Source organism: Nostoc sp. (assembly GCF_036917275.1).
Lineage (GTDB): Bacteria > Cyanobacteriota > Cyanobacteriia > Cyanobacteriales > Nostocaceae > Nostoc.
In genome coordinates this window covers 12559-33891 of record NZ_JBALDF010000053.1, presented here as the reverse complement: position 1 = coordinate 33891, position 21333 = coordinate 12559, and the positions used below count along the sequence as shown (strand labels likewise).

Annotated in this window: 17 protein-coding genes; 11 read left to right on the top strand and 6 right to left on the bottom strand. The window is 41.2% G+C overall.

Annotated features, from left to right (window positions below; genetic code table 11):
- Positions 1-14: 14 nt before the first annotated feature.
- Together gatB and argJ are read left to right on the top strand one after the other, a co-directional pair.
- The gene (gene gatB / locus V7K35_RS19350) at positions 15-1490 is read left to right on the top strand and encodes an Asp-tRNA(Asn)/Glu-tRNA(Gln) amidotransferase subunit GatB (RefSeq protein WP_335080800.1); all 1476 of its coding nucleotides are present in this window, start codon (positions 15-17) and stop codon (positions 1488-1490) included.
- A gap of 582 nt (positions 1491-2072) precedes the next feature.
- Positions 2073-3386, top strand: coding sequence for a bifunctional ornithine acetyltransferase/N-acetylglutamate synthase (gene argJ, locus V7K35_RS19345; RefSeq protein WP_335080799.1), 1314 nt, complete (start codon positions 2073-2075; stop codon positions 3384-3386).
- Positions 3387-3556: 170 nt separating this feature from the next.
- Here the strand turns inward: argJ and V7K35_RS19340 are convergent, their stop codons facing one another.
- On the bottom strand, positions 3557-3694 hold the full coding sequence (locus V7K35_RS19340) for a hypothetical protein (RefSeq protein WP_335080798.1): 138 nt from the start codon (positions 3692-3694) through the stop codon (positions 3557-3559).
- A 369-nt stretch (positions 3695-4063) separates the two neighbouring features.
- Between V7K35_RS19340 and V7K35_RS19335 the strand changes: the two genes are divergently transcribed.
- The 4 genes from V7K35_RS19335 to V7K35_RS19320 all read left to right on the top strand — a co-directional run bounded on the left by V7K35_RS19335 (position 4064) and on the right by V7K35_RS19320 (position 10849).
- Complete coding sequence (locus tag V7K35_RS19335; RefSeq protein WP_334796242.1) at positions 4064-4780, top strand: ROK family protein; 717 nt, start codon at positions 4064-4066, stop codon at positions 4778-4780.
- Positions 4781-5828: 1048 nt separating this feature from the next.
- Positions 5829-6299: an NADAR family protein gene (locus V7K35_RS19330; protein WP_334796244.1), complete on the top strand. Its 471-nt coding sequence runs from the start codon at positions 5829-5831 to the stop codon at positions 6297-6299.
- Positions 6300-6854: 555 nt separating this feature from the next.
- Positions 6855-9605 (top strand): GAF domain-containing sensor histidine kinase, encoded by a 2751-nt coding sequence (locus tag V7K35_RS19325; protein WP_335080796.1) that lies wholly within the window; start codon positions 6855-6857, stop codon positions 9603-9605.
- A gap of 473 nt (positions 9606-10078) precedes the next feature.
- On the top strand, positions 10079-10849 hold the full coding sequence (locus V7K35_RS19320) for a hypothetical protein (protein WP_335080795.1): 771 nt from the start codon (positions 10079-10081) through the stop codon (positions 10847-10849).
- A gap of 104 nt (positions 10850-10953) precedes the next feature.
- On the opposite strand, the gene V7K35_RS19315 is transcribed toward V7K35_RS19320, so the two are convergent.
- Complete coding sequence (locus V7K35_RS19315; RefSeq protein WP_335080794.1) at positions 10954-11604, bottom strand: Abi-alpha family protein; 651 nt, start codon at positions 11602-11604, stop codon at positions 10954-10956.
- Positions 11605-11901: 297 nt separating this feature from the next.
- On the bottom strand, positions 11902-12090 hold the full coding sequence (locus V7K35_RS19310; protein WP_273767980.1) for a hypothetical protein: 189 nt from the start codon (positions 12088-12090) through the stop codon (positions 11902-11904).
- A 127-nt stretch (positions 12091-12217) separates the two neighbouring features.
- Between V7K35_RS19310 and V7K35_RS19305 the strand changes: the two genes are divergently transcribed.
- Positions 12218-12595: a hypothetical protein gene (locus V7K35_RS19305; RefSeq protein ID WP_335080793.1), complete on the top strand. Its 378-nt coding sequence runs from the start codon at positions 12218-12220 to the stop codon at positions 12593-12595.
- A gap of 129 nt (positions 12596-12724) precedes the next feature.
- Here V7K35_RS19305 and V7K35_RS19300 read toward each other — a convergent pair whose 3' ends face one another.
- Entirely contained in the window at positions 12725-13579 is an 855-nt protein-coding gene (locus V7K35_RS19300) for a phosphate/phosphite/phosphonate ABC transporter substrate-binding protein (RefSeq protein WP_335080860.1), read from the bottom strand.
- A gap of 181 nt (positions 13580-13760) precedes the next feature.
- On the opposite strand from V7K35_RS19300, the gene V7K35_RS19295 reads away from it, so the two are divergent.
- Positions 13761-14669 (top strand): c-type heme family protein, encoded by a 909-nt coding sequence (locus tag V7K35_RS19295; RefSeq protein ID WP_335080791.1) that lies wholly within the window; start codon positions 13761-13763, stop codon positions 14667-14669.
- A 102-nt stretch (positions 14670-14771) separates the two neighbouring features.
- Here the strand turns inward: V7K35_RS19295 and V7K35_RS19290 are convergent, their stop codons facing one another.
- Positions 14772-16151: a serine/threonine-protein kinase gene (locus V7K35_RS19290; RefSeq protein WP_335080790.1), complete on the bottom strand. Its 1380-nt coding sequence runs from the start codon at positions 16149-16151 to the stop codon at positions 14772-14774.
- Positions 16152-16693: 542 nt separating this feature from the next.
- Here V7K35_RS19290 and V7K35_RS19285 point away from each other — a divergent pair.
- Both V7K35_RS19285 and mltA read left to right on the top strand, forming a co-directional pair.
- Positions 16694-16948: a hypothetical protein gene (locus V7K35_RS19285; protein ID WP_229463410.1), complete on the top strand. Its 255-nt coding sequence runs from the start codon at positions 16694-16696 to the stop codon at positions 16946-16948.
- A 3-nt stretch (positions 16949-16951) separates the two neighbouring features.
- Complete coding sequence (mltA, locus tag V7K35_RS19280) at positions 16952-18235, top strand: murein transglycosylase A (protein WP_335080859.1); 1284 nt, start codon at positions 16952-16954, stop codon at positions 18233-18235.
- Positions 18236-18339: 104 nt separating this feature from the next.
- Here the strand turns inward: mltA and V7K35_RS19275 are convergent, their stop codons facing one another.
- Positions 18340-19209 carry a DUF5895 domain-containing protein gene (locus V7K35_RS19275; RefSeq protein ID WP_335080789.1) on the bottom strand — a complete coding sequence of 290 codons (870 nt, stop codon included), beginning with the start codon at positions 19207-19209 and terminating at the stop codon, positions 18340-18342.
- A gap of 1415 nt (positions 19210-20624) precedes the next feature.
- Between V7K35_RS19275 and V7K35_RS19270 the strand changes: the two genes are divergently transcribed.
- On the top strand, positions 20625-21125 hold the full coding sequence (locus V7K35_RS19270) for a fatty acid hydroxylase (RefSeq protein ID WP_298919162.1): 501 nt from the start codon (positions 20625-20627) through the stop codon (positions 21123-21125).
- Positions 21126-21333 lie beyond the last annotated feature (208 nt).

Below are 21333 nucleotides of genomic sequence, written 5' to 3'. Positions count from 1 at the left end.
CAAATATTGATATTATGACCACTGCTACGACTGTAAAAACTGAGTATGAAGCGATTATTGGTCTAGAAACCCATTGTCAGCTGAGTACCAATACCAAGATTTTCTCTAATAGCTCTACAGCATTTGGTGCTGACCCAAATACTAACATTGACCCGGTTTGTATGGGTTTGCCTGGCGTCTTACCTGTACTCAATGAAAAAGTATTAGAATACGCTGTCAAGGCTGGTTTGGCACTAAATTGTCAAATCGCTAGATATAGCAAATTTGACCGTAAACAGTATTTTTATCCAGACTTACCCAAAAATTACCAAATTTCTCAATATGATCTACCGATCGCAGAACATGGTTGGTTAGAAATTGAGTTGGTAGATGCTGAAGGTAATCCCACTCGCAAACGTATTGGGATTACGCGTCTGCATATGGAGGAAGATGCTGGAAAATTGGTTCATGCTGGCAGCGATCACCTTTCCGGTTCTTCCTATTCTCTGGTAGACTACAATCGCGCAGGTATACCGTTAGTGGAAATTGTCTCAGAACCTGAACTGCGTTCTGGACTAGAAGCTGCTGAATATGCTGAAGAGTTGCGCCGGATTGTGCGGTATCTCGGCGTGAGTGACGGTAATATGCAAGAAGGATCTCTGCGCTGCGATGTCAACATTTCCGTGCGTCCGGTGGGACGAAAGGAATTTGGCACTAAGGTAGAAATTAAAAACATGAACTCGTTCAACGCCATCCAACGGGCGATTGACTACGAAATTGAGCGCCAAATTGCCGCCATTGAAGCAGGCGATCGCATTATCCAAGAAACTCGTTTGTGGGAAGAAGGCGCTCAACGCACAAGTAGTATGCGGGTGAAAGAAGGTTCTAGCGATTATCGCTATTTCCCCGAACCAGATTTAGCACCAATTGAGGTGTCAGATGCCCAATTAGAGCAATGGCGCAGCGAATTACCAGAATTACCAGCCCAAAAACGCCATCATTATGAAAGTGAGTTGGGGCTTTCGGCTTACGATGCGCGAGTGTTGACAGAAGATCATCCGGTAGCGGAATATTTTGAAACTGCGATCGCGGCTGGAGCAAATCCGAAAGCTGCTGCAAACTGGATTACTCAAGATATCGCAGCCCACCTCAATAAGCAAAAACTCAGTATTACTGAAATCGCCCTGACTCCCACCAATTTAGCTGATATCATCACTCGCATTGAAACGGGCAAAATTAGCAATGCTCAAGCTAAAGAAAAGTTGCCAGATTTGCTCAGTGGTATTTCTCCTGACAAAGCCTTTGTTGGTCAGGAGTTAATCACTGATCCTAGTGTACTGGAACCCATCGTTGATGAAGTAATAGCCGCCAATCCCAAAGAACTAGAAAAGTATCGCAACGGTAATACCAACCTCAAAGGCTTCTTTGTCGGACAAGTTCTGAAAAAGACAGCCAAACGTGCTGATCCTAAGCTGACTAACGAATTGGTGGAGAAAAAACTGAACGCCTAGTAGTCTGTCACAGTCAACAATGCTTGGTGAGGGGGACAGAGGAATAAGAATTTTAGATAATGGAATTTAAATTTAATCTAAAATCATCAATTCCATTATCCAAAATTGAATTGCCCCATGCCCTAAGTAAGTATTTTCCCGGTGCTTCTTCACAAAATCTTCACATAAAAACTGGTGACAACCCGCATACATAAAATGATATAGTGTGGTAAGTAGATGCACCCTGATGATCTGGAGAGCTGCCTAAGTGGCTCTCTTTTTTATTTTATTTTTGTGGTATTTACGGATAAAGTCATAACATTAGTAAAAATAATTCCAATAAATAAGTATTAACCCTGACATTATCAAAAAATTAGTGTTAAAAGAATGCATGGTACTGATCTGGAGAGCGACCCAAGTGGCTCTCCTTTTTCGCTTTTGTCTTTCGTCATAAGAAAGGTAAAAACAATTATGCTAATCGCCAACTCGTGCATTATTATTGCCATCAGTAAATCAACTCACAAGAAGTAGAAATACTTGAATTTTGAATTTTGAATTTCCAAAGGGTTAACCTATCCAACCTGATAGTTGTAAGGAAGAATAATGGCAGATTGGCAAAAAATAACAGGTGGCATCACAGCACCAAGGGGGTATCAGGCGGCGGGAATTACCGCAGGGTTGAAACCTTCGGGGTTGCCAGATTTAGCTTTGATATTCTCAGAGGTGGAAGCGATCGCAGCGGGTGTATTCACCACCAGCCAGGTTAAAGCTGCCTGCGTAGAATATTGTCGCCAACGCTTGCAAGCCAAACATAGCGCTCGTGCCATCCTCTGCAACGCTGGACAAGCAAATGCCGCTACAGGGACTCAAGGCTACCTTGATACCTTAGAATCGGCTATGGCAGTAGGCCAAGCACTGAACATCCCATCTGAATCTGTGTTATTGGCTTCCACTGGCGTGATTGGTCAAAGAATAAAGATGGATGCTTTGCGAAGCGGGATTCCCAAGGTAGTAGCAGCACTCTCAGAAACAGGCTCAGATGCCGCCGCCGGGGCGATTATTACTACAGATTTGGTAACAAAATCCATTGCTCTAGAGACAACTATAGGCGATCGCCCGGTACGAATTGGCGGTATTGCCAAGGGTTCCGGCATGATTCACCCCAACATGGCAACCATGCTGGCATTTGTTACTTGTGATGCAGCCGTTTCATCAGCCCTTTGGCAGCAGATGTTAGCAAGGGCAGCTGATAGAAGCTTTAATTCGATTACCGTGGATGGTGATACCAGCACTAACGACAGCTTAATCGCCTTGGCAAATGGTCAATCTCGCACCCCAGCAATTACAGAATTGGGCGCAGAAGCAGAGAAATTAGAGGCGATGTTAACAGCAGTTTGTCAGCATTTAGCCAAAGCGATCGCTCGTGATGGTGAAGGTGCAACCTGTCTAATTGAAGTGGAAGTAACAGGTACCCATGATGAACTCTCAGCCCGACAAATAGCCAAAACCATCGCTGGCTCATCCTTAGTTAAATCTGCAATCTTTGGACGTGACCCCAACTGGGGACGCATCGCCGCCGCCGCTGGACGTGCAGGTGTGCCCTTTGAGCAAGAAAACCTGCAAATTAAGCTAGGGGATTTCTTAATGTTAGAAAATGGCCAACCTTTAACCTTTGATCGTGCAGCAGCAAGCGCTTATTTGAAACAAACTGCTGCTGATTCTTCCCTGCCCAAAGACTTCATTGCCACCAATAATAGTAATGATTTATCCTTTGATAGAAGCACTATCAAGGCTCAACGAGTAGATAATCCGGTGATCATTGCAGTCAACGTTGGCAACGGTCATGGTGCAGGTAAAGCTTGGGGTTGCGATTTGAGTTATGACTACGTGAAGATTAACGCCGAGTACACAACATGAACTACTCCGACTTGTTTACAACTTGCTAGGGCGTGTCATCAATTGAGCCAAATGACAGAAGCAGGCAGATAAATTGCACCTAGAAAGTTTGTAGCGCGTTTGTCGTAGCGCGTTGCGTAGGCGTAGCCCGCCTTAGGCATCGCTCGGTACTGCTTGAGTTTGGCAAAAATTCAATCTCGGTCGTAGTCATGAGGTCTGCTACGGTTGCGTTTGGGAGGAATCACTGCCGTTTTGCCCTGTACCTGAGGTCGTTCAATTACTCGCTCATCGGCATCATAGCCTTTATCTGCAAGTACAGTGTCCGCCACAATACCCCTCTTCTGTCACTCTCCGAAAACTTTTACAATTTCTGAATTCTAGAGCTTTTGTATAGCAGGCGATGTCTACGACGGGCTACGCCTACGCGCGATTCTTTTCTAATAACAAATACAAGACCACTTTTTTCTAATAGTATAGCTTGTATTGGTTGCCTCATGAGGCTTCTAGCGATCGCCCTCCCGGAGAGTGACAGAAAAGGGGTATAACCCCGCCCAAAGCAAGCCGGATTTTTTCCTATGTGTAAATTGGGAGCGTTCGCTTGTAAATCGTCATGTGAAGAACTCTAGCTATATCCAGTCTAATCAAGATGCGGCAGAGGATAATAACCAGATAGGGACTAATAACAAGGACTTAAGCTAATGGTTGAAGAAAATGGATCGATTCGTACCCTATCAGTTGATATTGGCGGTAGTGGCGTTAAGGCTATGGTTTTAGATGTTACGGGGAATCCTGTCACGGAAAGGGCACGTTTAGATACACCCCAACCCGCTACACCAGATGTTGTAATTAATGCAATTGTTGTGTTAGCAGCGGCTCAAGGTGAATTTCATCGCGTTTCGGTCGGTTTTCCTGGTGTGGTGCGGTCTGGAGTCACGGAAACAGCGGTAAACCTACATCCAGATTGGATCGGATTTGATTTGGAAACAGCATTATTAAAACATTTAAACAAGCCTGTGCGGGTGATTAATGATGCAGATATGCAGGGGTTTGGAGCGATCGCAGGTAAAGGCGTAGAATTGGTGATTACTCTAGGTACGGGGTTTGGTTCGGCTTTATTTATGGATGGTAAGCTGGTACCGAATATGGAAATGGGGCATCATCCGTTTCGCAAAGGAGAGACTTTTGAGCAACAGTTGGGGCGTGCAGAGTTAGAAAAAATTGGTGAGAAAAGATGGAACAGGCGTTTAGAAAAAGCGATCGCATCCTTGGAACATCTGTTCAATTATGATTACCTTTACATTGGCGGTGGTGAAGCCGTGAGAGTGAATTTCCAGCTACCGTTAAATGTGAAACTCATTCCCAATATCACTGGTTTATTAGGCGGTATTGCTTTGTGGCGAGATGAGAAAAGGTAAAAAGTTTTTCAGTAGCCACAATTGGGCGTACTAAGGAATGAGGGCGGGCTGGATTGGTTGCAAAGGGTATTAGCACCCATAGCACCCGCAGGAACTTTATGATCAAATTGCACCAGGACGGAACAGACCTTTATACAATCAAGCAAATTACGAGCCATCAAGATTTCAAATCCCTAGAGCGCTATGTGGAAATTGACAGCGATCAATGCTTTATGAACGCCAAACTCTATTTTCTGCTTTCTCTAAATCTTTTTTGAGAGCTTGCAGCATGGGGAGTATGACCATCAAGAGATCAAGGCTTAGGCACTCTCCGTGTTTAGCGAACCAGGCATAAGATGAAGTTGATGAAATCTACCCGAACTTGTGACAAATCACAACTGAGTAGATAGGCTGAAAGTGATTTCAATAAATAACCATGCGATGCCGAAGGCGGTTCGCTTCGCGACGATCGCACTTTCATCGTGAGCAAGCGGCGTAGCTCACACTTCTCTACGAGATGCTGCGCGTAGCAAGATCCCCGTAGGAGTACGGCATGGTTCGACTACTTCGGCTGCGCTCAGTTACCTTCCCTAACGGGACGCCTTGCGGCGAACGGGCATCCTACGGCACGTGCTAGCCCAAAGTGAAAAGACTACGCTGCTTCACCGCTTTGCGTCTACGTTTTATCATAATTTGCGTAAATCCTGTAGAGAATTGATTTACCACTGCAACTCACTCAAGAAGACAGTCAATGAGCAAGGCGAGCAGCTGCTAGGTGGTAAGCACATTCAGGGTAACCTCATGAGCAAGGTAGTAAACTTGCTGTTCCAAGAATTGTATAAAATAATTACCGGATGGTGATGTTACAAACCCTTCATACAAATGAGGAGTTTTCAAATCTGATAAAGTTTCAATTATCCTGAAGTTTGATAATCTTTATAAGTCGTTGGGAAGAATCCCCAATCATATGAACTGAGAGAAAATCTGTTTGATAAGTTCGGTTTTGGGTTGCGAGTACGATCGATCTTTCAGCTACCCTGAAGTTGATATATAAAAGAGCAATTTTCAAATGACTATTTACTTTTATAAGGTTTGGCAGCCTTATGGCTGTTTTTCTAACTTTTCTCTCCATAGAATCCATATCCAGGGTACTTACTGGCCAACGGTTGAGCATTATTATCAAGCGCAAAAGTTTGTCGGCAGCACAGATGCGGCAATTATACCCCTCATTCATGCCGCCGCCACCCCAGAAGAAGCTGCCGCTTTGGGAAGATGTAACACTCGCCAATTCCGTCGAGACTGGGATTTGGTGAAAACTCAAATTATGCGAGAAGCTGTACTCAAAAAGTTTCTCACTCATCTTGATATTAGAGAAGTTCTCCTGAACACAGACGATGAGATTTTGGTTGAAAACTCCCCAACCGATTCTTTTTGGGGCTGTGGTGCTAATAAAACAGGTCAAAACCATCTCGGTAAAACTCTCATGAGTGTGCGTGAAGAAATCCGTAAGTTACTATCTTTAACGGTAATTTACGAATAATTTCATCAAAATAGTTGCATTCAACATAAAATCAGCAATTGTACGGGGAATAGTAAAATTCCCCAGCCAAAAATATTTGAAAAAGTTGCCAATAATTTAGTTGTTTATTTGAAAAAATCTTAATTAATTGAATTAATGGGCAAAAATAGTTAAAAAATATTTTTAATTTCAGGAAATTATCAATGCATAAAATTAAGTATAATTACTGGAATAACTTCATGTTTTAGAATATAAAATTAATAGATGACAATGATTAAAATTTCTTAACTTTAGACTTGAGAAATATTTGAAAAGTCTTTACTGATACGGTAAGCGTTTTAATATTTACTTAAATAAATTTTAGAAGTCTACGGGTATCAAGAAAAACATCTGATCCTTTTCAAATATCCTCATAATCCATTTCCAAAAATATTTGCAACAAATGTACGCCCCAAGCAATGCGTTTGTAGCAGGAATTTCTTAAAATTGGATGAAAATCAAGGGATTGTAAGTTAAAAATTTTTATCAAAGACAATTATAAAAAAAACTATACTTCAGTCATGGTGTATATAGGCAATGACATTTACCGATAAACCAAAAGGTTTGCAGCAAAACTTAGACCAAGAAAGTTTACTGCATCGGATGATAAACCAGATCAGGCGATCGCTCGACCTCCAAGAGATATTAACGACTACCGTTAGCCAAGTGCGTTTATTTTTGGGCGTAGATCGGGTCAAGATATATCGCTTTGAGACTGATGGTAGTGGTGAAGTTATTGCTGAATCTATCTATGAGCAACGTCTGCCATCCTTATTGGGGCAGCGCTTCCCAGCTGATGATATTCCACAAGAAGCTAGGGAGATGTTTCTGTTAGCGCAGCAACGTTCGATTGTGGATGTGGTAAACCAGAAAATCGGGCTATCACCTCTACAGTCAAAAGAAACTGGCAAACGCCTACAAACTAATATCTACTATCGGCAGGTAGACCCGTGCCATCTTCTATACCTAAATGCAATGGGTGTGCAGTCTTCGTTGATAGTGCCAATTTTAGATTCCGATCCACAAGAACAATCGGCAAAGCCTAAATTATGGGGATTGTTGGTATGTCACCACAGTGAATCGCGAAATATTTTGAAGCGGGAACTGAAAGTATTGCAGCAAGTTGCTGACCAGGTAGCAATTGCCATTGCTCAAAGTAATCTCCTCACCGCAGCCCGCGCCAAGCAAGAGCGAGAAGCTACTATTAACCGAGTTACCACACTATTGCATAAACTACCGACAATCCAATTGCAGGGAGCGCTAGAAGAAGTTATTACTGCCTTTGGTGGAGTAGGTGGCAGACTTTACATTGAACAGAGTCGGGAACTATACACCTGCGGCGATCAGCCGACACTGCCCTACGAGTTAGATAACAGTATTATCGAACAGCATCCCATCTGGCAAAAGTGGATGGCTGAGTGTAAACAAGGTAATATTTGGACAACTGCCGACCTCTATAAAGAACCACGTTTGCGAGTTTTGGCTTTAGCATTCCGTTCTACTCAAATTCGTGGACTCATGGTGATTCCCCTACATTACCGCGAAAAATTTATCGGTGTATTAAGCATTTTTCGCTCGGAATTTGAAACTGAAATCTTATGGGCGGGACGATGTGATCTAAATCGGCGACAACTATTACCCCAGCTTTCCTTTGAGGTTTGGCGAGAGCAAAAAAAGGGGCAAGCAGCTGAGTGGAAACCGGAAGAAATCTTATTGGCACAAGCCTTATACGAGCATTTCTCAATGGCAATTCAGCAGCAGCAAATGTATAAACAGGTACAATCCCTGAATGTTAACCTAGAATTGCGGGTGCAAGAGCAAATTGCTGAACTCGAAAAATCATTACTGCTTACCAAACTACTTAAGCAAGTCACAGAGCAGATTCGCCGCACATTGGACTTACAGACAACCCTGCAATCCATCGTTCGGGAAGTCCGTCCCCTACTAAACTCAGACCGGGTGCTGATTTTCCAACTTCAGACTAGATCGGTGATTGTAGAAGAGATCAATGGTAATTGGCAGTCAACTTTGGGAATGAATGCACCACCAGAATGCTTTCCTGATGAGTATACCCTTCCATACTTTCAGGGCAAAGTAAGGGCAATTAACAATGTTTCAACAGATCCTTTAAGTAATTGTCATCAAGAGTTTTTGCAGAGTCTGCAAGTGCAAGCAAACTTAATAGTTCCAATAAACATCGGTATGGAACTATGGGGGTTACTAATTGCCCATGAGTGTAAGGCTCCCAGAAATTGGCAGGATGCAGAAATTGATTTATTACAACAGCTAGGAGATCAGGCTGCGATCGCCATTCAACAAGCAGAACTCTACAAACAAACCTGTGATGCCGAAACTGAAGCCAGAAATCAAGCTGCACATTTAGAGCATACCCTACATCAACTCCAAGAAACACAGACAAAATTGATTCACACCGAAAAAATGTCTGGCTTAGGACAGTTGGTAGCGGGTGTCGCCCACGAAATCAACAACCCCGTTAACTTTATCTACGGTAACCTGTGCCACGCCTGTGACTACACCGAACAACTGCTAGAAATTTTACGCCTCTACCAGTTACACTATCCCCTCCCGCATAGTGAAATTCACGTTGCGATCAAAGCGATCGATTTTGAATTTTTGGTAGAAGACCTCCCGAAAATCATGACCTCAATGCAAGTAGGAACTGAGCGTATCCGCTCAATAGTGCTGTCGTTACGAAATTTTTCTCGCTTGGATGAGGCTGAAAACAAACGCGTTGACTTGCATGAAGGCATTGACAACACCTTATTAATTTTGCAACATCGGCTGAAAGCGAATGCTGAATTTCCAGGTATTCAGGTAATTAAAGATTATGGCAACATCCCCCGGGTGGAATGCTATGCCGGCCAAATGAATCAGGTATTCATGAATATTTTCAGCAATGCCATAGATGCGCTGATAATGGGGGCTGAGGACTGGAGACTAGGGACTGGGGAACTGAAGACTAAGGACAAGGTAGACAAAAGGAATAACTCATGCCCAATACTGACTATTTATATTTCCACTAAAATCTCAGTAGACAACTCTCGTCTGTTGATTCGTATTTGTGACAATGGCCCCGGAATGACTCAAGAGGTGAAAAAGCGAATTTTTGACCCGTTTTACACTACCAAACCTGTGGGCAAGGGTACAGGACTGGGACTGGCAATCAGCTATCAAATTATTGTCGAAAAACATGGTGGAATAATGGAGTGTATTTCAGAACCTGGCAAAGGTACAGAATTCTGGATTGAAATTCCCGTCAAGCCTTAAGCCAAAATCAATAGACTTCTTGCATAAATAATTCATGGTACAATGATTAAAAATGCTTCAAAAGTAAAGTTTCGTTGCAAAAAAAATTCCTCCCCAAATGATAATCTAATAGTTGAAGCCACTAAATAAGCATTCGCTAGCAGATATAACAGCTGCATTTGAAATGTAATAAGAGGTAAAAAACGCTGTTTAACTTATTACATCTGTCTCGTAAAAAGACAGCAACACCCAACGCGAAAACTGCTATTTCCTCAAATATGGAAGATATGGGACGCCGTAACTGATTTTCATTACTTGTTTACAGAAGCGATGAAAGTGATTACATCCCTGGATAGAATAAAGAAGAGGAGGAAATAGTTCAACAATTAGAGGTTTGGATGTTGCTGTGTTTAAAGAAAAGTCTGAGCTAGGGTCTCCTCTGGGTGTAAGATTATACGAAGTTGAATAGTAAGAAATAGTTTAAATAGCGCCTTATGTCAATTATTGCGCTCAGAGCGTGGTATCTACAGGATTACGAGCCGATTCCAGAACTGGAAAAACGTCTGCCAGACATTCGCTTAAGCAAAAAAAGTCTGTTGAAATCAGCATTGCGAGCAGACTTTTTGGAAGAAAGCGACGAAGTTAAGAAATCAACTTGGTTTGGGCGCTATCTGGAAGGGGAAAATATTGAATTTTATATTGAAGGTAGTGGTGGCTATTGCGTAGCTAACATTGACTTAATTAGTCATGAAATTTATTTCACCAAGCAGGCGGTGTTAGCTCAGTTAGAACCAACGATTTTTTTGTGCTATCAAACTGAGTATGCCGCAGCGACAAATGTTATAAGAGAAGAACTGCGAAAAAGTTTGGACAGTTTAAACAAGCGATCGCGCTTTCCCCTAACATTAATAGAATCCTCTCGTCCTGGCGGTGCGCCTGTACGGATTAACCGCACGATCATGCGAAAAATCCGTAAGAGTTTGTTATTTATCGCTGACACCACGCCCATTGCTAGTATTGATGGTAAAGAAACTCCCCAACTAATTCCCAGTCCTAATGTCTGTATTGAGATTGGCTATGCTATTCAAAGTAAGCGGTCTGAACAGATTTTACTAGCGCAAATGCAACGCCCAGAGTTTGAAGGGCAATTTCCCTTCGACTTACCCACACAGCAAATTTTGCAATTCCAAGACACCACAGAACTAAATAAAATCCTCACAGGAACCATTGAAAACCAGCTAGCACGATTCAAATTGTTTTTCTGAGCAAGATAATATTACTTACCAAAAATCGAACTATAACACTCCTAAATTATTCGTGAAAGTCGGCTCATTGACGCTCTGAACTGCAAACTCTATTTTTAGACTTGCTATTCAGAGCTTTTTAGTCTAACCATATCTAAAAATTTATTCCCGAAATGGCTAATATATATGTTTTCGCTATTCATGTCTGAATACCTTGGTTTTCCCTGTAAGGTATTTACATCACACAATCCTCTTTCTACTAAATTATATAAACTATCTTTTACCATTTCTTCCGTAGGATTTTCTATTTGTCTTTGTTGTAAGCCTATTACAATTTCAGAGTTAGTTAATCGATTTCCTCTTTGACGATAATCAGACATAAATTCCAAAACATTGGCGTCTCTACCATCTAAAAGTCTTAATGCCTCTATGTATCTAGGATGAATTTGATGCCCCAATATTGCTGATTCCAATAAATTAATCCATTTCTGTCTAATTACTTCGTTTTTATCTCCTATAAGTACACCTTCTAATATAGGTTGTAATGTTTGCGGTTCAACATCTTCTATTTTCTCTATCAATTCTTTAGGTTTGATATCTTTTAAAGTTGGCTTTTTTATAAGCCTTTTTACTGCATCAATCAAGTTCTCACCTTTCTTCTTTGTAAAATTGCCTATCGTTATTATTTCTTTTTCAAAGAGGGCTTTAACTAAAATTGTTATCGCCGCTTTATCTGCACCACTTAAAATTTCAGTAATGATTGATGTTATCTCCATGCTTTCCTTTTATCTTTGACGTTGAAAGAATAATATTACCGTTGCATACTTACTCTAAGTAAATCTTCAGCTTGTTTACGTAATTTTTACTTTCAAATATAAATATATGAGTAAATATATTTAATAAGTATGGGATTACATTAACAAATCAATACTATTATAGTACATATGTACTAAAAATAGATAAAGGATCGAATAAATGATTGAACTAGATTTCAACAATTGAAGCTCAAATTTTTTTTAAAATAAAAGCTCCCTGATAAGTAGAGAGCTTTTTATATTTAGAGTTTTTTGGAATTATTTCTTTTTATCCTTATCTAGCTTTTCTTGGATAGCTTGACGACAAAACTCTGGCGGGTCTTCTTGTGCCTTCACCTCTTCCTTCATCTTTTCAGTAGCACGAAAACTAATAGTAGCTGTCATGGGTTCCTCACCTTTTGGTTGTGCTGGCTCAAAATTCTGTGGGTTCCCTTTAGGATTAGGCATTGTTGAGAGATGTAAATAAGGCTTGATACTAATGTTTGCGAGGGAATAGAGTTTTAAATCGGTGAGCATATTGTCTGGAAAACTTGTAGCTCACCGATACCACTTTTACAAGAGGTAACTCTATTTTATGTTTACGCGTTCCGAGTTAGAAATCAAAACCATCAAAGAACTCAGTGAGCTATGCTTACGCTACGGCATCAAACCGACTGGGAATAAAGGGTATAAAACCTCATGGATTACATCCTTGATGGTATTCCCTCGAATGGCGTTATCTCAATTCGAGGCAGGTAAAGGGTTAAAACCTCCTACCTTTGCTTTCATGCAAGCACTGAGTAACGCTATAGATGAGATGAATGCTCCTACGGATGAACAAGCAGCACTCATCAAAATTACGATGGAAGGGAGAATTATGAATTACCCAGATAGGTACACTCAAGAGAAGCTGTTAGCTTTGCATAAAGCGAAAATGTATCTTGAAATCGCTATCGGGTTACTGAGTCAGTAATCATCCATTAATTTCTGTCAGCTAACTCCCTTCATCCTAGAGGGGAGTTTTTTGTAAGTGCCTTAGGTTACAGGGTAAGGGTATGTAAATAATGTCCCGATAAGCTAAAAAAGTTTATTATTACGTTAATTAAAATAAACGAACAGGTTTTTTTTGTAGCTGAGAAGTAATCGAACTCAGCCGATCAACCACAGAAATCATGTATTTGTAATCTGGTACTTGTCCATTGGATATATACCCTACTTCTTGAGCTAAACCTGAAGGTGCATCGCTCATTACTTTGCGAATGAACTCTTGACGGTTACGTTCTACATTCGGTCCAATCAAGACCACACCTAACGGTACATAATGAGGATCTTTAAATAATATGCGGAATTCGGTTGAACCCAACTGTGAACCGTAGAGAGCCAATTCTGCCTCCGAGACAGCACAGGCGATCGCTTTTCCTTGGGCGACCAATTCCAGCCCGGCTTTGGGTGTGGGTGCAAATAGGATCTCTGCTAATGTTGTACCAAAAAGATTGTAAAGTGGGAAATAATATCCTGTTGCTGAACCTAACTGACCTAAAGCCACTGTTTGACCTTGCAGCTGTTTTAAGTCAGATATTGGATTGTCTTTGCGAACAACGAAGATTGAACGCAAATTACTAATACCTATTAAAGGAAATAGGGGAACATATTGGTGACGTGCGATCGCAATAGCCGCTAAACCTGGTGGAGCAAATACCAATGACCAAGCACGAGCCTGAAGACGCTCAACCGCTCTATTTTCATTAAAAGCAGGCTCTAGCTGAATATATGAGTTTGTCTTTTCACCCAAGTAACTATTGAATTTAGCATATTGGTTAATTATCTGTTCACCTCCACCATAGTTGATAACACCAATAGTTAACGTGCCCTCAAACTCCTTTGGTGATTGGCAGGCAGCAAATGTCAAACCTAGTAGATTAAACAGAAAGAAACGACGGGGAAATCGCAAAAACATCATTAATTATGGTTAAAGAAATAACTTGGCTTTCAGGACTAATTTAGATAAGTTTGACTGCTGCCTAAATAGGTTACATTGCAACAAAAAATTAATATTTATTTAAATATTGTTGAGATGCTTTCTAACAGGTATAAATAAATATTAGACAAACTTAGATCCCACCTTCGTTGCTTAGGTTATGTTAAATAACATTACGTTAAAAAACTTAAAAATAGGTGCTAAATTTAACTTACTTTTAATATTAGTTTTCATAGTCAGTATTGTGGGAAGTGGTGTTGCCTTATCCAGTGTACTTCAAGGGAGAGCGCAAAATGAAGTGGCTTCTCAAGCACAGACTCTCATCCAAATGGTGAACGCAGTTAGAGATTATACACAAAATCGGATAGTTCCTCTATTGGAACCCAGCCTAGATACTAACCCAACGTTTATGCCTGAAGTAGTACCAACTTTTTCCTCTAAAGAGGTTTTTGAGAATTTTCGTAAAAAGCCGGAATATAAAAACTTTTTTCATAAAGATGCAACACTTAATCCAACTAATTTAGCAGATAAAGCCGATAGTTTTGAAACTCAACTTGTAGAGCGTTTTCGCAAGGAACCAAACACTCTAGAAATTACTGGCTTTCGCACCTTGTCAGAAGGCGAAGTATTTTATATTGCCCAACCACTCAAGATTACACAGCAGCAATGTCTGCGATGTCATACTACACCAGAACAGGCTCCTAAGAGTCAACTGGTAACTTATGGATCGGAAAATGGTTTTGGCTGGAAACTGAATCAGATTGTTTCTGCCCAAATAATCTCTGTTCCCTCTCAAGAGATTTTTGCCAATGCCAAACGGACTTGGATATTGATAATGGGAATTTTAATTACTATCTTTGCGCTCGTACTTTTCTTAATTAACTTCTTAATCAAAAAATATGTGATTCAGCGGATCAGAAAAATAGAGAAAATAGCCCAAAAAGTTAGTGTGGGTGATATGAGCGCTGATTTTGAAGAAAGCTCTAGTGATGAAATTGGCGGGTTAGCAGAAGCATTTAATCGAATGAAAGCTAGCTTAAAAATAGCTCTGGAGATGCTGAATAATTAGAGCTAATTCCATTTTAGATTCTAGATTTTGGCTTATGAAAGAGTCAAGCGTACAACCTACCCATTTGTTGCATTTTTCTCAAAATTGGTATTAGCTAAAAATTTAAGAAAGTAGACGTTGCTGAAATTGCAGAGCTTTTTGAGGTTCGGGAATTTGTAATGCTAAAACTTTCACAAATTCTGCACGGGAAATCTGCCCAGAAGACTTAACAGCTTTTTGGACTAAGAACTTAGCTATTGGCCCAATTAAATTAGCTAATTCCCGTTCGCACTGATGCACAAAGCTATCACTGATTCCTTGAGGTTCTTGGCTTGGTAAACTATTTGATTTAATTTCCGATTTAACAGTAAGTTCCTGTAGTAGAGTAGGTTTTTCTAGTAGAAACATTGTTTTCTTCTTAAAATCAATTTGTTGATTTCCTCGAAGATGAAGGGCCAATTGATTAATTAATTCTTCGGGGTTGAGCGCTGATGCCGCAACTTGTCGTAGTAATCTTGAGGCAACGGGGCCGACAAATTCTAAAAGAATTATTTCCAAGCGGCTGTAATTTTCGGGAGACAGGATAGAAGCAGGCAGATACCCAATTGAGTTTTGTTGAGAAAGTAAAGCTTGAGGCGGTTGTGTAAAAGATAGTGGTTGAAGTGATTGCGCTTCTATTTTAGAATCGAGATCCTTAAGCGCCTGTAGAACTTCAGCCGCAGACTGATAGCGTTGTTTGAAGTGGTGTAGTACCATCTTAGATAGCACAGATGCCAACCCAGAACTGACGTTAGCCTGATGCTGCCAAGAAATTTCTCCTGTATTTGGGTCTTCCTCAAAGTTTATCGGATGTAACCCAGTCAGCGATTGAATACCAATAATGCCCAAGGAATAAATATCGCTGTTGGGGCGGGGCTTACCTTGCCCCTGTTCTGTAGACATATATCCTGGGGTACCAATGATAATAGTAGCCCCCATCTGCCCTAGAACTGTAACCAGTTGAGTTTGGACTTGTTTAACTGCGCCAAAGTCAATCAGCACCAACTTGCCGTCTTGTTGCCGCCTAATTATATTGTCCGGCTTGATATCTCGATGGATAACGTTGTGGCTGTGAATAAATTGTAGAACACCCAACACCTGTTGGAGCAGTTGAATTACTTGATCTTCTGTCCAAGGTTGATTGGGGAATAGTTCCGCTTTGAGAGTATGCCCTTCAATGAACTCTTGCACCAAGAAGAACTCTTGGTTATCTTCAAAATAGGCTAAAAGCCGAGGAATCTGGTCATGGTTGCCCAGTTGTTCTAGTGTTTCTGCTTCACTGGTAAATAGCCGTCTAGCAGTTTCAAGAAATTCAGGGCTACGAGTGACAGGCTTAAGGTGTTTGACAACGCATTTCGGCAAACCTGGTCGATGGGTATCTTGGGCCATGTACGTTTGACCGAATCCACCTCCACCTAAGACTTGAAGGACTTGGTAACGTCCGTCTAATAATTGTCCTAACATTGTCTCACTTGCCTAAGTCCTCAAATTAATCTTGGCACAACTACCAGCTTTGGCAAGGTTTGTTGAGAAATAAACTAGATAGGTAGTGCTAAAATACCAAGGTTTTTTGAGGATTGTACTACAAGTTCATCACTTCCTAAACTTCAGATCGGCTTGTAGCCATTTTATTGTTGAAGTTTTAATTCCTCAGAAATCGCTACTGTCGCAACTTTTGAAGTACTAGTTGGTTGAGAGACTACGGGAACTTCTCCCTGTGCAGTTTTATTTACAAAGTAGGTGATTCCCCTAAAGCTCAATTTATAGGCTACTGGTGGTAGAGAAAGTTTCGCCGTTACGCAACAGCTAATATAAACTTACACTTTTTAAGGAACTGGTTAAAGGATTAGGCGTCTACAGTGAAGAGTCATGCAGCATTGGTCATTGGGCATTAGTTATTTATTTTCTTTTGCTCCTCTGCTCCCCACCTCCCGTATGCTTACCCTTTTCATTCGGGGGTTACGTGGTTAACAATGGGTTGAATGTTTTTCAAACGATCCAACCTTATGCCTAGAACTGCAAATGAATATGCCGTATACCTCCTACTGGAAAGCGGTCACCGGGAAGAAGTACGTTTTCCTACTATTCAAGAGTTTCAGAAGTGGTATAGTGGCGAACTTGTGCCAAAGTCTGCTTCTAATGACTTTATTAGCGTGCCGATCAAAAATATTCAAGGGGAGTATATGGTCATTCGCCCTTCTCGGATTGTGGCAATCCGGGTAGAACCCGTTTTTAGTTCCAGTGTTGAAAGATTCAACTAAATGATGAGAAAAACCCTTGCTTTGCTTTCCTTGAGTTTGGGAATTGCCCTTATAAACCCTCTCTGGTCGGCTGTTGCTCAGGTTCCTTATTTACTGCCGTTGCCAGTACCCACAACTCCTGATCTTCAACCTCTACCAGTACCAATTACTCCTGAGTTAAGGCCACCGCTAAAACCAATCGCTATTGCAAGCGATTGTGCGTTCGGGCAGACTTGTTTGGGTTGGGATGACCAAATTTGGGGTCAAACAGGTAGAATAGGCGTTGGCGCTTCGCCCACCGGAGGTGATCGCAATGCGTTGTTGGCTTCCATTGACAACAGTCTGCTTTACCTAACAAAGAAGGAGGCGATCGCAGCATATCAAAATTATCCAGTTAAGGAAATTACCCTTGATCGCGTCCGCACGAGTTTGCTACGTTTCCGCGAACTGGTTATCGGTTCTAAGTCAGCAGCGCAACTACAAGCCGCTGTCCGCCGTGAGTTTGTTTTTTACCAGTCTGTGGGCAACGATGGCAAGGGTACTGTTAAGTTTACTGCTTACTACGAACCTGTTTACACTGCTAGCCGTGTCAGGACTTCAATATATAAGTATCCTCTTTATCGGCTACCACCTGATTTCAGCCAATGGCGTAAACCCCACCCAAAACGAATTGATTTGGAAGGTAAGGATGGTTTACAAGGAAATAAGGGCAAGTTGCGCGGTTTAGAACTGCTTTGGTTTCGCGATCGCTTTGACGCATACATGGTACATATCCAAGGTTCTGCCCAAATTAAATTAACTAATGGCAAAACAACGTCAGTTGGCTATGCAGGTGGAACTGATTACCCTTGGACAAGTATCGGCAAAGAACTAGCCAAAGATGGCAAACTTCCACTAGATGGATTGACACTGCCACGGATGACTGCTTTCTTCCGGCGACGTCCGCAGGAGTTGAGCAATTATCTGCCACGCTGGAAACGATTTATTTTCTTTCAAGAAACTGGTGGTACCGCAGCTACAGGCTGTATTCGTGTGCCAGTGACAGCAGAACGTTCCATTGCTACAGATAAGTCTCTCATGCCTCCGGGAGCGCTAGCCCTGATTCATAACTCATTTCCCTATCCTGCCAGTGGTGGCAAACTAGAGAGGCGTACTGTCAGCCGCTTTGTGCTAGACCAGGATACAGGAAGCGCCATCAAAGGCCCAGGACGGGTAGATTATTTCATGGGGTCTGGTAAACTAGCAGGCGATCGCGCTGGCATCACAGGCGGTAATGGTTCACTATATTATTTGCTGCTCAAAGAATAAAGAGACGCGATTAATCGCTTTTGTACAGGAGTTAGGAACGCGATTAATCGCCTCTGTTATTAATTAAAAACTCATCATTCATCACTCCTCACTCTTCACTTTTTTTAGTACGGCGGATAAGCAAAATCATCTTCATCAGCATAAACGTAAGAGTTAGAAACTCCTGCCATCGCCAATTTAGGCGTTTCTGATTTTACAGGTTCCTTCCCAAAATCTTTGTATTCTTCAAAAGTCTTGCAAATCATTGCAGACTCAAGAGAATCGGAAGCAATTAAGTATTGTGTTAAAGTTCCTACTGTCGGATGTTTGTAGTCTACAGTTGAAGCTACCAGAACTGTATTTGGTTCAATACCTCTTTCTTCACACTCAATTATCGGGCAAAAAATCCCGTGAGCGTGGAACAAAGGGCCTTTTGGTGTCAAGGGTTGCTTGCGGTAAACAGCATAAGCCTTTTCTAATTCAGCAACGAATCCACTAACTACTTTACCTTGTTGATATTCGCAGTAGGTTTTGCTGAAACTCGCTCCGGCGGCACCATTAAGAGTTAGTTGTAGTGGTGATTCATGTAAAAACTTTTTATTCTCATCCACTATAAAAATTAGATAGCGAGTAAAGGTTTTAAATTTAAGTTTGTCGGCTAAAAAAGCATCATAATTCTCTTTGAGCGTACCCAGTTTTAAACCACTTTCCCGGTCTTTAACAGACAATGGCCCCCGACGCACTAAAACCAAGTGTGGACTAGTGCTAATAAACACCGTTTCGACTCCAGAGCTAAATTCATGCTCTACCTGCTGCCAATTATCATCTGGCACAAAGCCGACAGCATTGGCATTATCTAGCTTAATCGCCAAACCGTGGGATTGCATACCATCTGTGCCATACCGAGGATTAATCATCTGACACCAGGGAATGACTTGAGAAGGCGGTGCATTAAATTTATCGTCTTCAAAGTCGAAATTAGCAGATGCTTTCATCGTTTTAGGCTATCAAAGTGTTTTATTCAACAAGTTTATCAGCACGCTGATCCTGGAGAGTCAGAAGGAGAGCGTTGGTACGAGCGTCACCCGTCCTTTGCACCTCGCCCTCAAAATAAGGGTGAACGTGCCATCAAACTGGCGTAGTAGTTTTTCCACATTAAGGCAGAATCAATCTATGTTGCAATCCCTGTTTCGTTTTGTAACAACAATAGGACTTACGCAAAAATTGCTAAAAAGCTTAATTTATCGAACCGCCAAGACGCCAAGAGCGCCGAGAATTCGTAGAGTGTGCGTAAGTCCTAAACAAATCCTCATCCAAATTAATGCTATTTGCCAGCAGAAGTGGCTTTAGCACCCCTAAGATGCCGTTCTCCCAATCGATCAGGGTTCCGTAACAATCGAAAGTTAAAGCCTTATACTGATTGAAGTTAATCACCTTTTTATACTCCAGAGCTTGACTAATAGTGTTCAGTTTTCACAAACCAAAAGATCGGTGAACCCATCTGCGTTGGCGCAGCCCGCCGCAGGCATCGCCACATTTGCCGCTCTTAAAGTCTCTGAACATTTTTTCTATATCAAAGCAGAGTTTAAGTAGGTAGACAAGAAAATACCAAACTGTGTGAAGATAAGCAAGTATATGGGCATAAAAAAACTAAACTCTCCTAAGGGAGACGCTCTTGCTAGCAAGATCCCCGTAAGGCTACAAATCGGAAAACCTGATGCCACTTGCTTTAAGCCTACATAGAATTGGTATAAGTTGAAATTGATAGGTTGAGACGGGGACACAGGGAAATATTCATTCTCCGCGTCACTATGTCTTCGTCTAATTGCGTCGCTCCCTATCCATGATCTATTGATTGATAGTCTACTATTATGGCATCTAGTTAATTCTAGATGATCAAAAATTTGCCGCTTCTCAATTTAATTATAAACCCGCTTTATTTACCTCGATAACCCTGATTGCTTTGGCATAATACCTATTAATATCGTTCTAATTAGATTCATAATTGTAGCTTAATCGCAATCAATTTAGAATTAACAATGTTGAAAAAAGCCTTAACCTAAATTTGTACTAACTTTAACTCAACCTTTGCTTACGCTGTATGCCTTAGTAAGAAGATTGTGTAGTAACTATGATAAAGTACTGTACTTCTATCGTTTTTTAGATGTATTACTACCGTTAACCCAGAGTTAGAAGTCAAATTGGAGGTTATTACAAGTTGCTGTTGACTGCATTAAGCAGCGGAGATTCATGAAACTGCAAACCCAATTACATATACTCTGAGCCAAATTAACTGGAATGTAGAGCCATGAGATGCACAGTTACTTTGCATAGTACAAAACAGGTGTCTACGCCGACAGCATGACATTTGCATATTTTCTGTGGAGTTTTACTTACTTGAGGAGTACAAATGCTTGAGGCTATCGCTGTTGCTTGGTTATTACTGTTTTTTGGCGATTTTCTATCTACATTCTTTTATCACGTACCCGAGCACGTTTTTGGTAGCCTTCATTTAAAAACGCACCACTCCTGGAAGAAGGACTTCCGCCACTACGCTATTTTGACTTTTAATCCCCAGGTTCTTTTAGATGGTATCTTGGGAGCTTTGCCTTATGTACTCATAGCAGTAGTCCTGTGGTCTTTCTCTCCCATTGGCGTTATCTCTGGATTACTGCTTGGTCAGTTTCATGTATGGTGGAGACACATAAGTGTACTAGGTTGGCAAACTTCAAAGCCTGTAAATATTTTATGCCAAATTCTATTTATTACTACTCCTGAGAGACACTGGTTACACCATCACAAAACTAATTTGGGTTTCGGTGATATTTTCACATTCTTTGAACAACCTGCACAAATGTGGTTACGCTGGCTTCGGCTACTCAGACTTCGTTTTCGCTACTCTCGGATCTAACTGAAGCTACCGCTTACCTAAATACTTTTTAAAATTACCAAAATCAGCGGCGATCGCAGCTGATTTTGGTACACTATTTATGTTTTGCCAGAGAGGGGATTATTCCAGTCTCAGAAATGTTGATTGCCAATTTAAAAGTAGTAGCAATAAAAAATATTAATTGAGCATAGATTAAAATCTATGCTTCTCTCTAATTATAAAATTTTTA

What these genes read in the sequence shown, in the direction of transcription:
- gatB (WP_335080800.1), top strand. Translation starts at nt 15, where the DNA reads ATGACCACTGCTACGACTGTAAAAACTGAGTATGAAGCGATTATTGGT.
- V7K35_RS19315 (WP_335080794.1), bottom strand. Translation starts at nt 11,604, where the DNA reads ATGGAGATAACATCAATCATTACTGAAATTTTAAGTGGTGCAGATAAA.
- V7K35_RS19330 (WP_334796244.1), top strand. Translation starts at nt 5,829, where the DNA reads ATGACTATTTACTTTTATAAGGTTTGGCAGCCTTATGGCTGTTTTTCT.
- V7K35_RS19295 (WP_335080791.1), top strand. Translation starts at nt 13,761, where the DNA reads ATGTTAAATAACATTACGTTAAAAAACTTAAAAATAGGTGCTAAATTT.
- argJ (WP_335080799.1), top strand. Translation starts at nt 2,073, where the DNA reads ATGGCAGATTGGCAAAAAATAACAGGTGGCATCACAGCACCAAGGGGG.
- V7K35_RS19320 (WP_335080795.1), top strand. Translation starts at nt 10,079, where the DNA reads ATGTCAATTATTGCGCTCAGAGCGTGGTATCTACAGGATTACGAGCCG.
- V7K35_RS19310 (WP_273767980.1), bottom strand. Translation starts at nt 12,090, where the DNA reads ATGCCTAATCCTAAAGGGAACCCACAGAATTTTGAGCCAGCACAACCA.
- V7K35_RS19335 (WP_334796242.1), top strand. Translation starts at nt 4,064, where the DNA reads ATGGTTGAAGAAAATGGATCGATTCGTACCCTATCAGTTGATATTGGC.
- V7K35_RS19305 (WP_335080793.1), top strand. Translation starts at nt 12,218, where the DNA reads ATGTTTACGCGTTCCGAGTTAGAAATCAAAACCATCAAAGAACTCAGT.
- V7K35_RS19300 (WP_335080860.1), bottom strand. Translation starts at nt 13,579, where the DNA reads ATGTTTTTGCGATTTCCCCGTCGTTTCTTTCTGTTTAATCTACTAGGT.
- mltA (WP_335080859.1), top strand. Translation starts at nt 16,952, where the DNA reads ATGAGAAAAACCCTTGCTTTGCTTTCCTTGAGTTTGGGAATTGCCCTT.
- V7K35_RS19290 (WP_335080790.1), bottom strand. Translation starts at nt 16,151, where the DNA reads ATGTTAGGACAATTATTAGACGGACGTTACCAAGTCCTTCAAGTCTTA.
- V7K35_RS19275 (WP_335080789.1), bottom strand. Translation starts at nt 19,209, where the DNA reads ATGAAAGCATCTGCTAATTTCGACTTTGAAGACGATAAATTTAATGCA.
- V7K35_RS19285 (WP_229463410.1), top strand. Translation starts at nt 16,694, where the DNA reads ATGCCTAGAACTGCAAATGAATATGCCGTATACCTCCTACTGGAAAGC.
- V7K35_RS19270 (WP_298919162.1), top strand. Translation starts at nt 20,625, where the DNA reads ATGCTTGAGGCTATCGCTGTTGCTTGGTTATTACTGTTTTTTGGCGAT.
- V7K35_RS19325 (WP_335080796.1), top strand. Translation starts at nt 6,855, where the DNA reads ATGACATTTACCGATAAACCAAAAGGTTTGCAGCAAAACTTAGACCAA.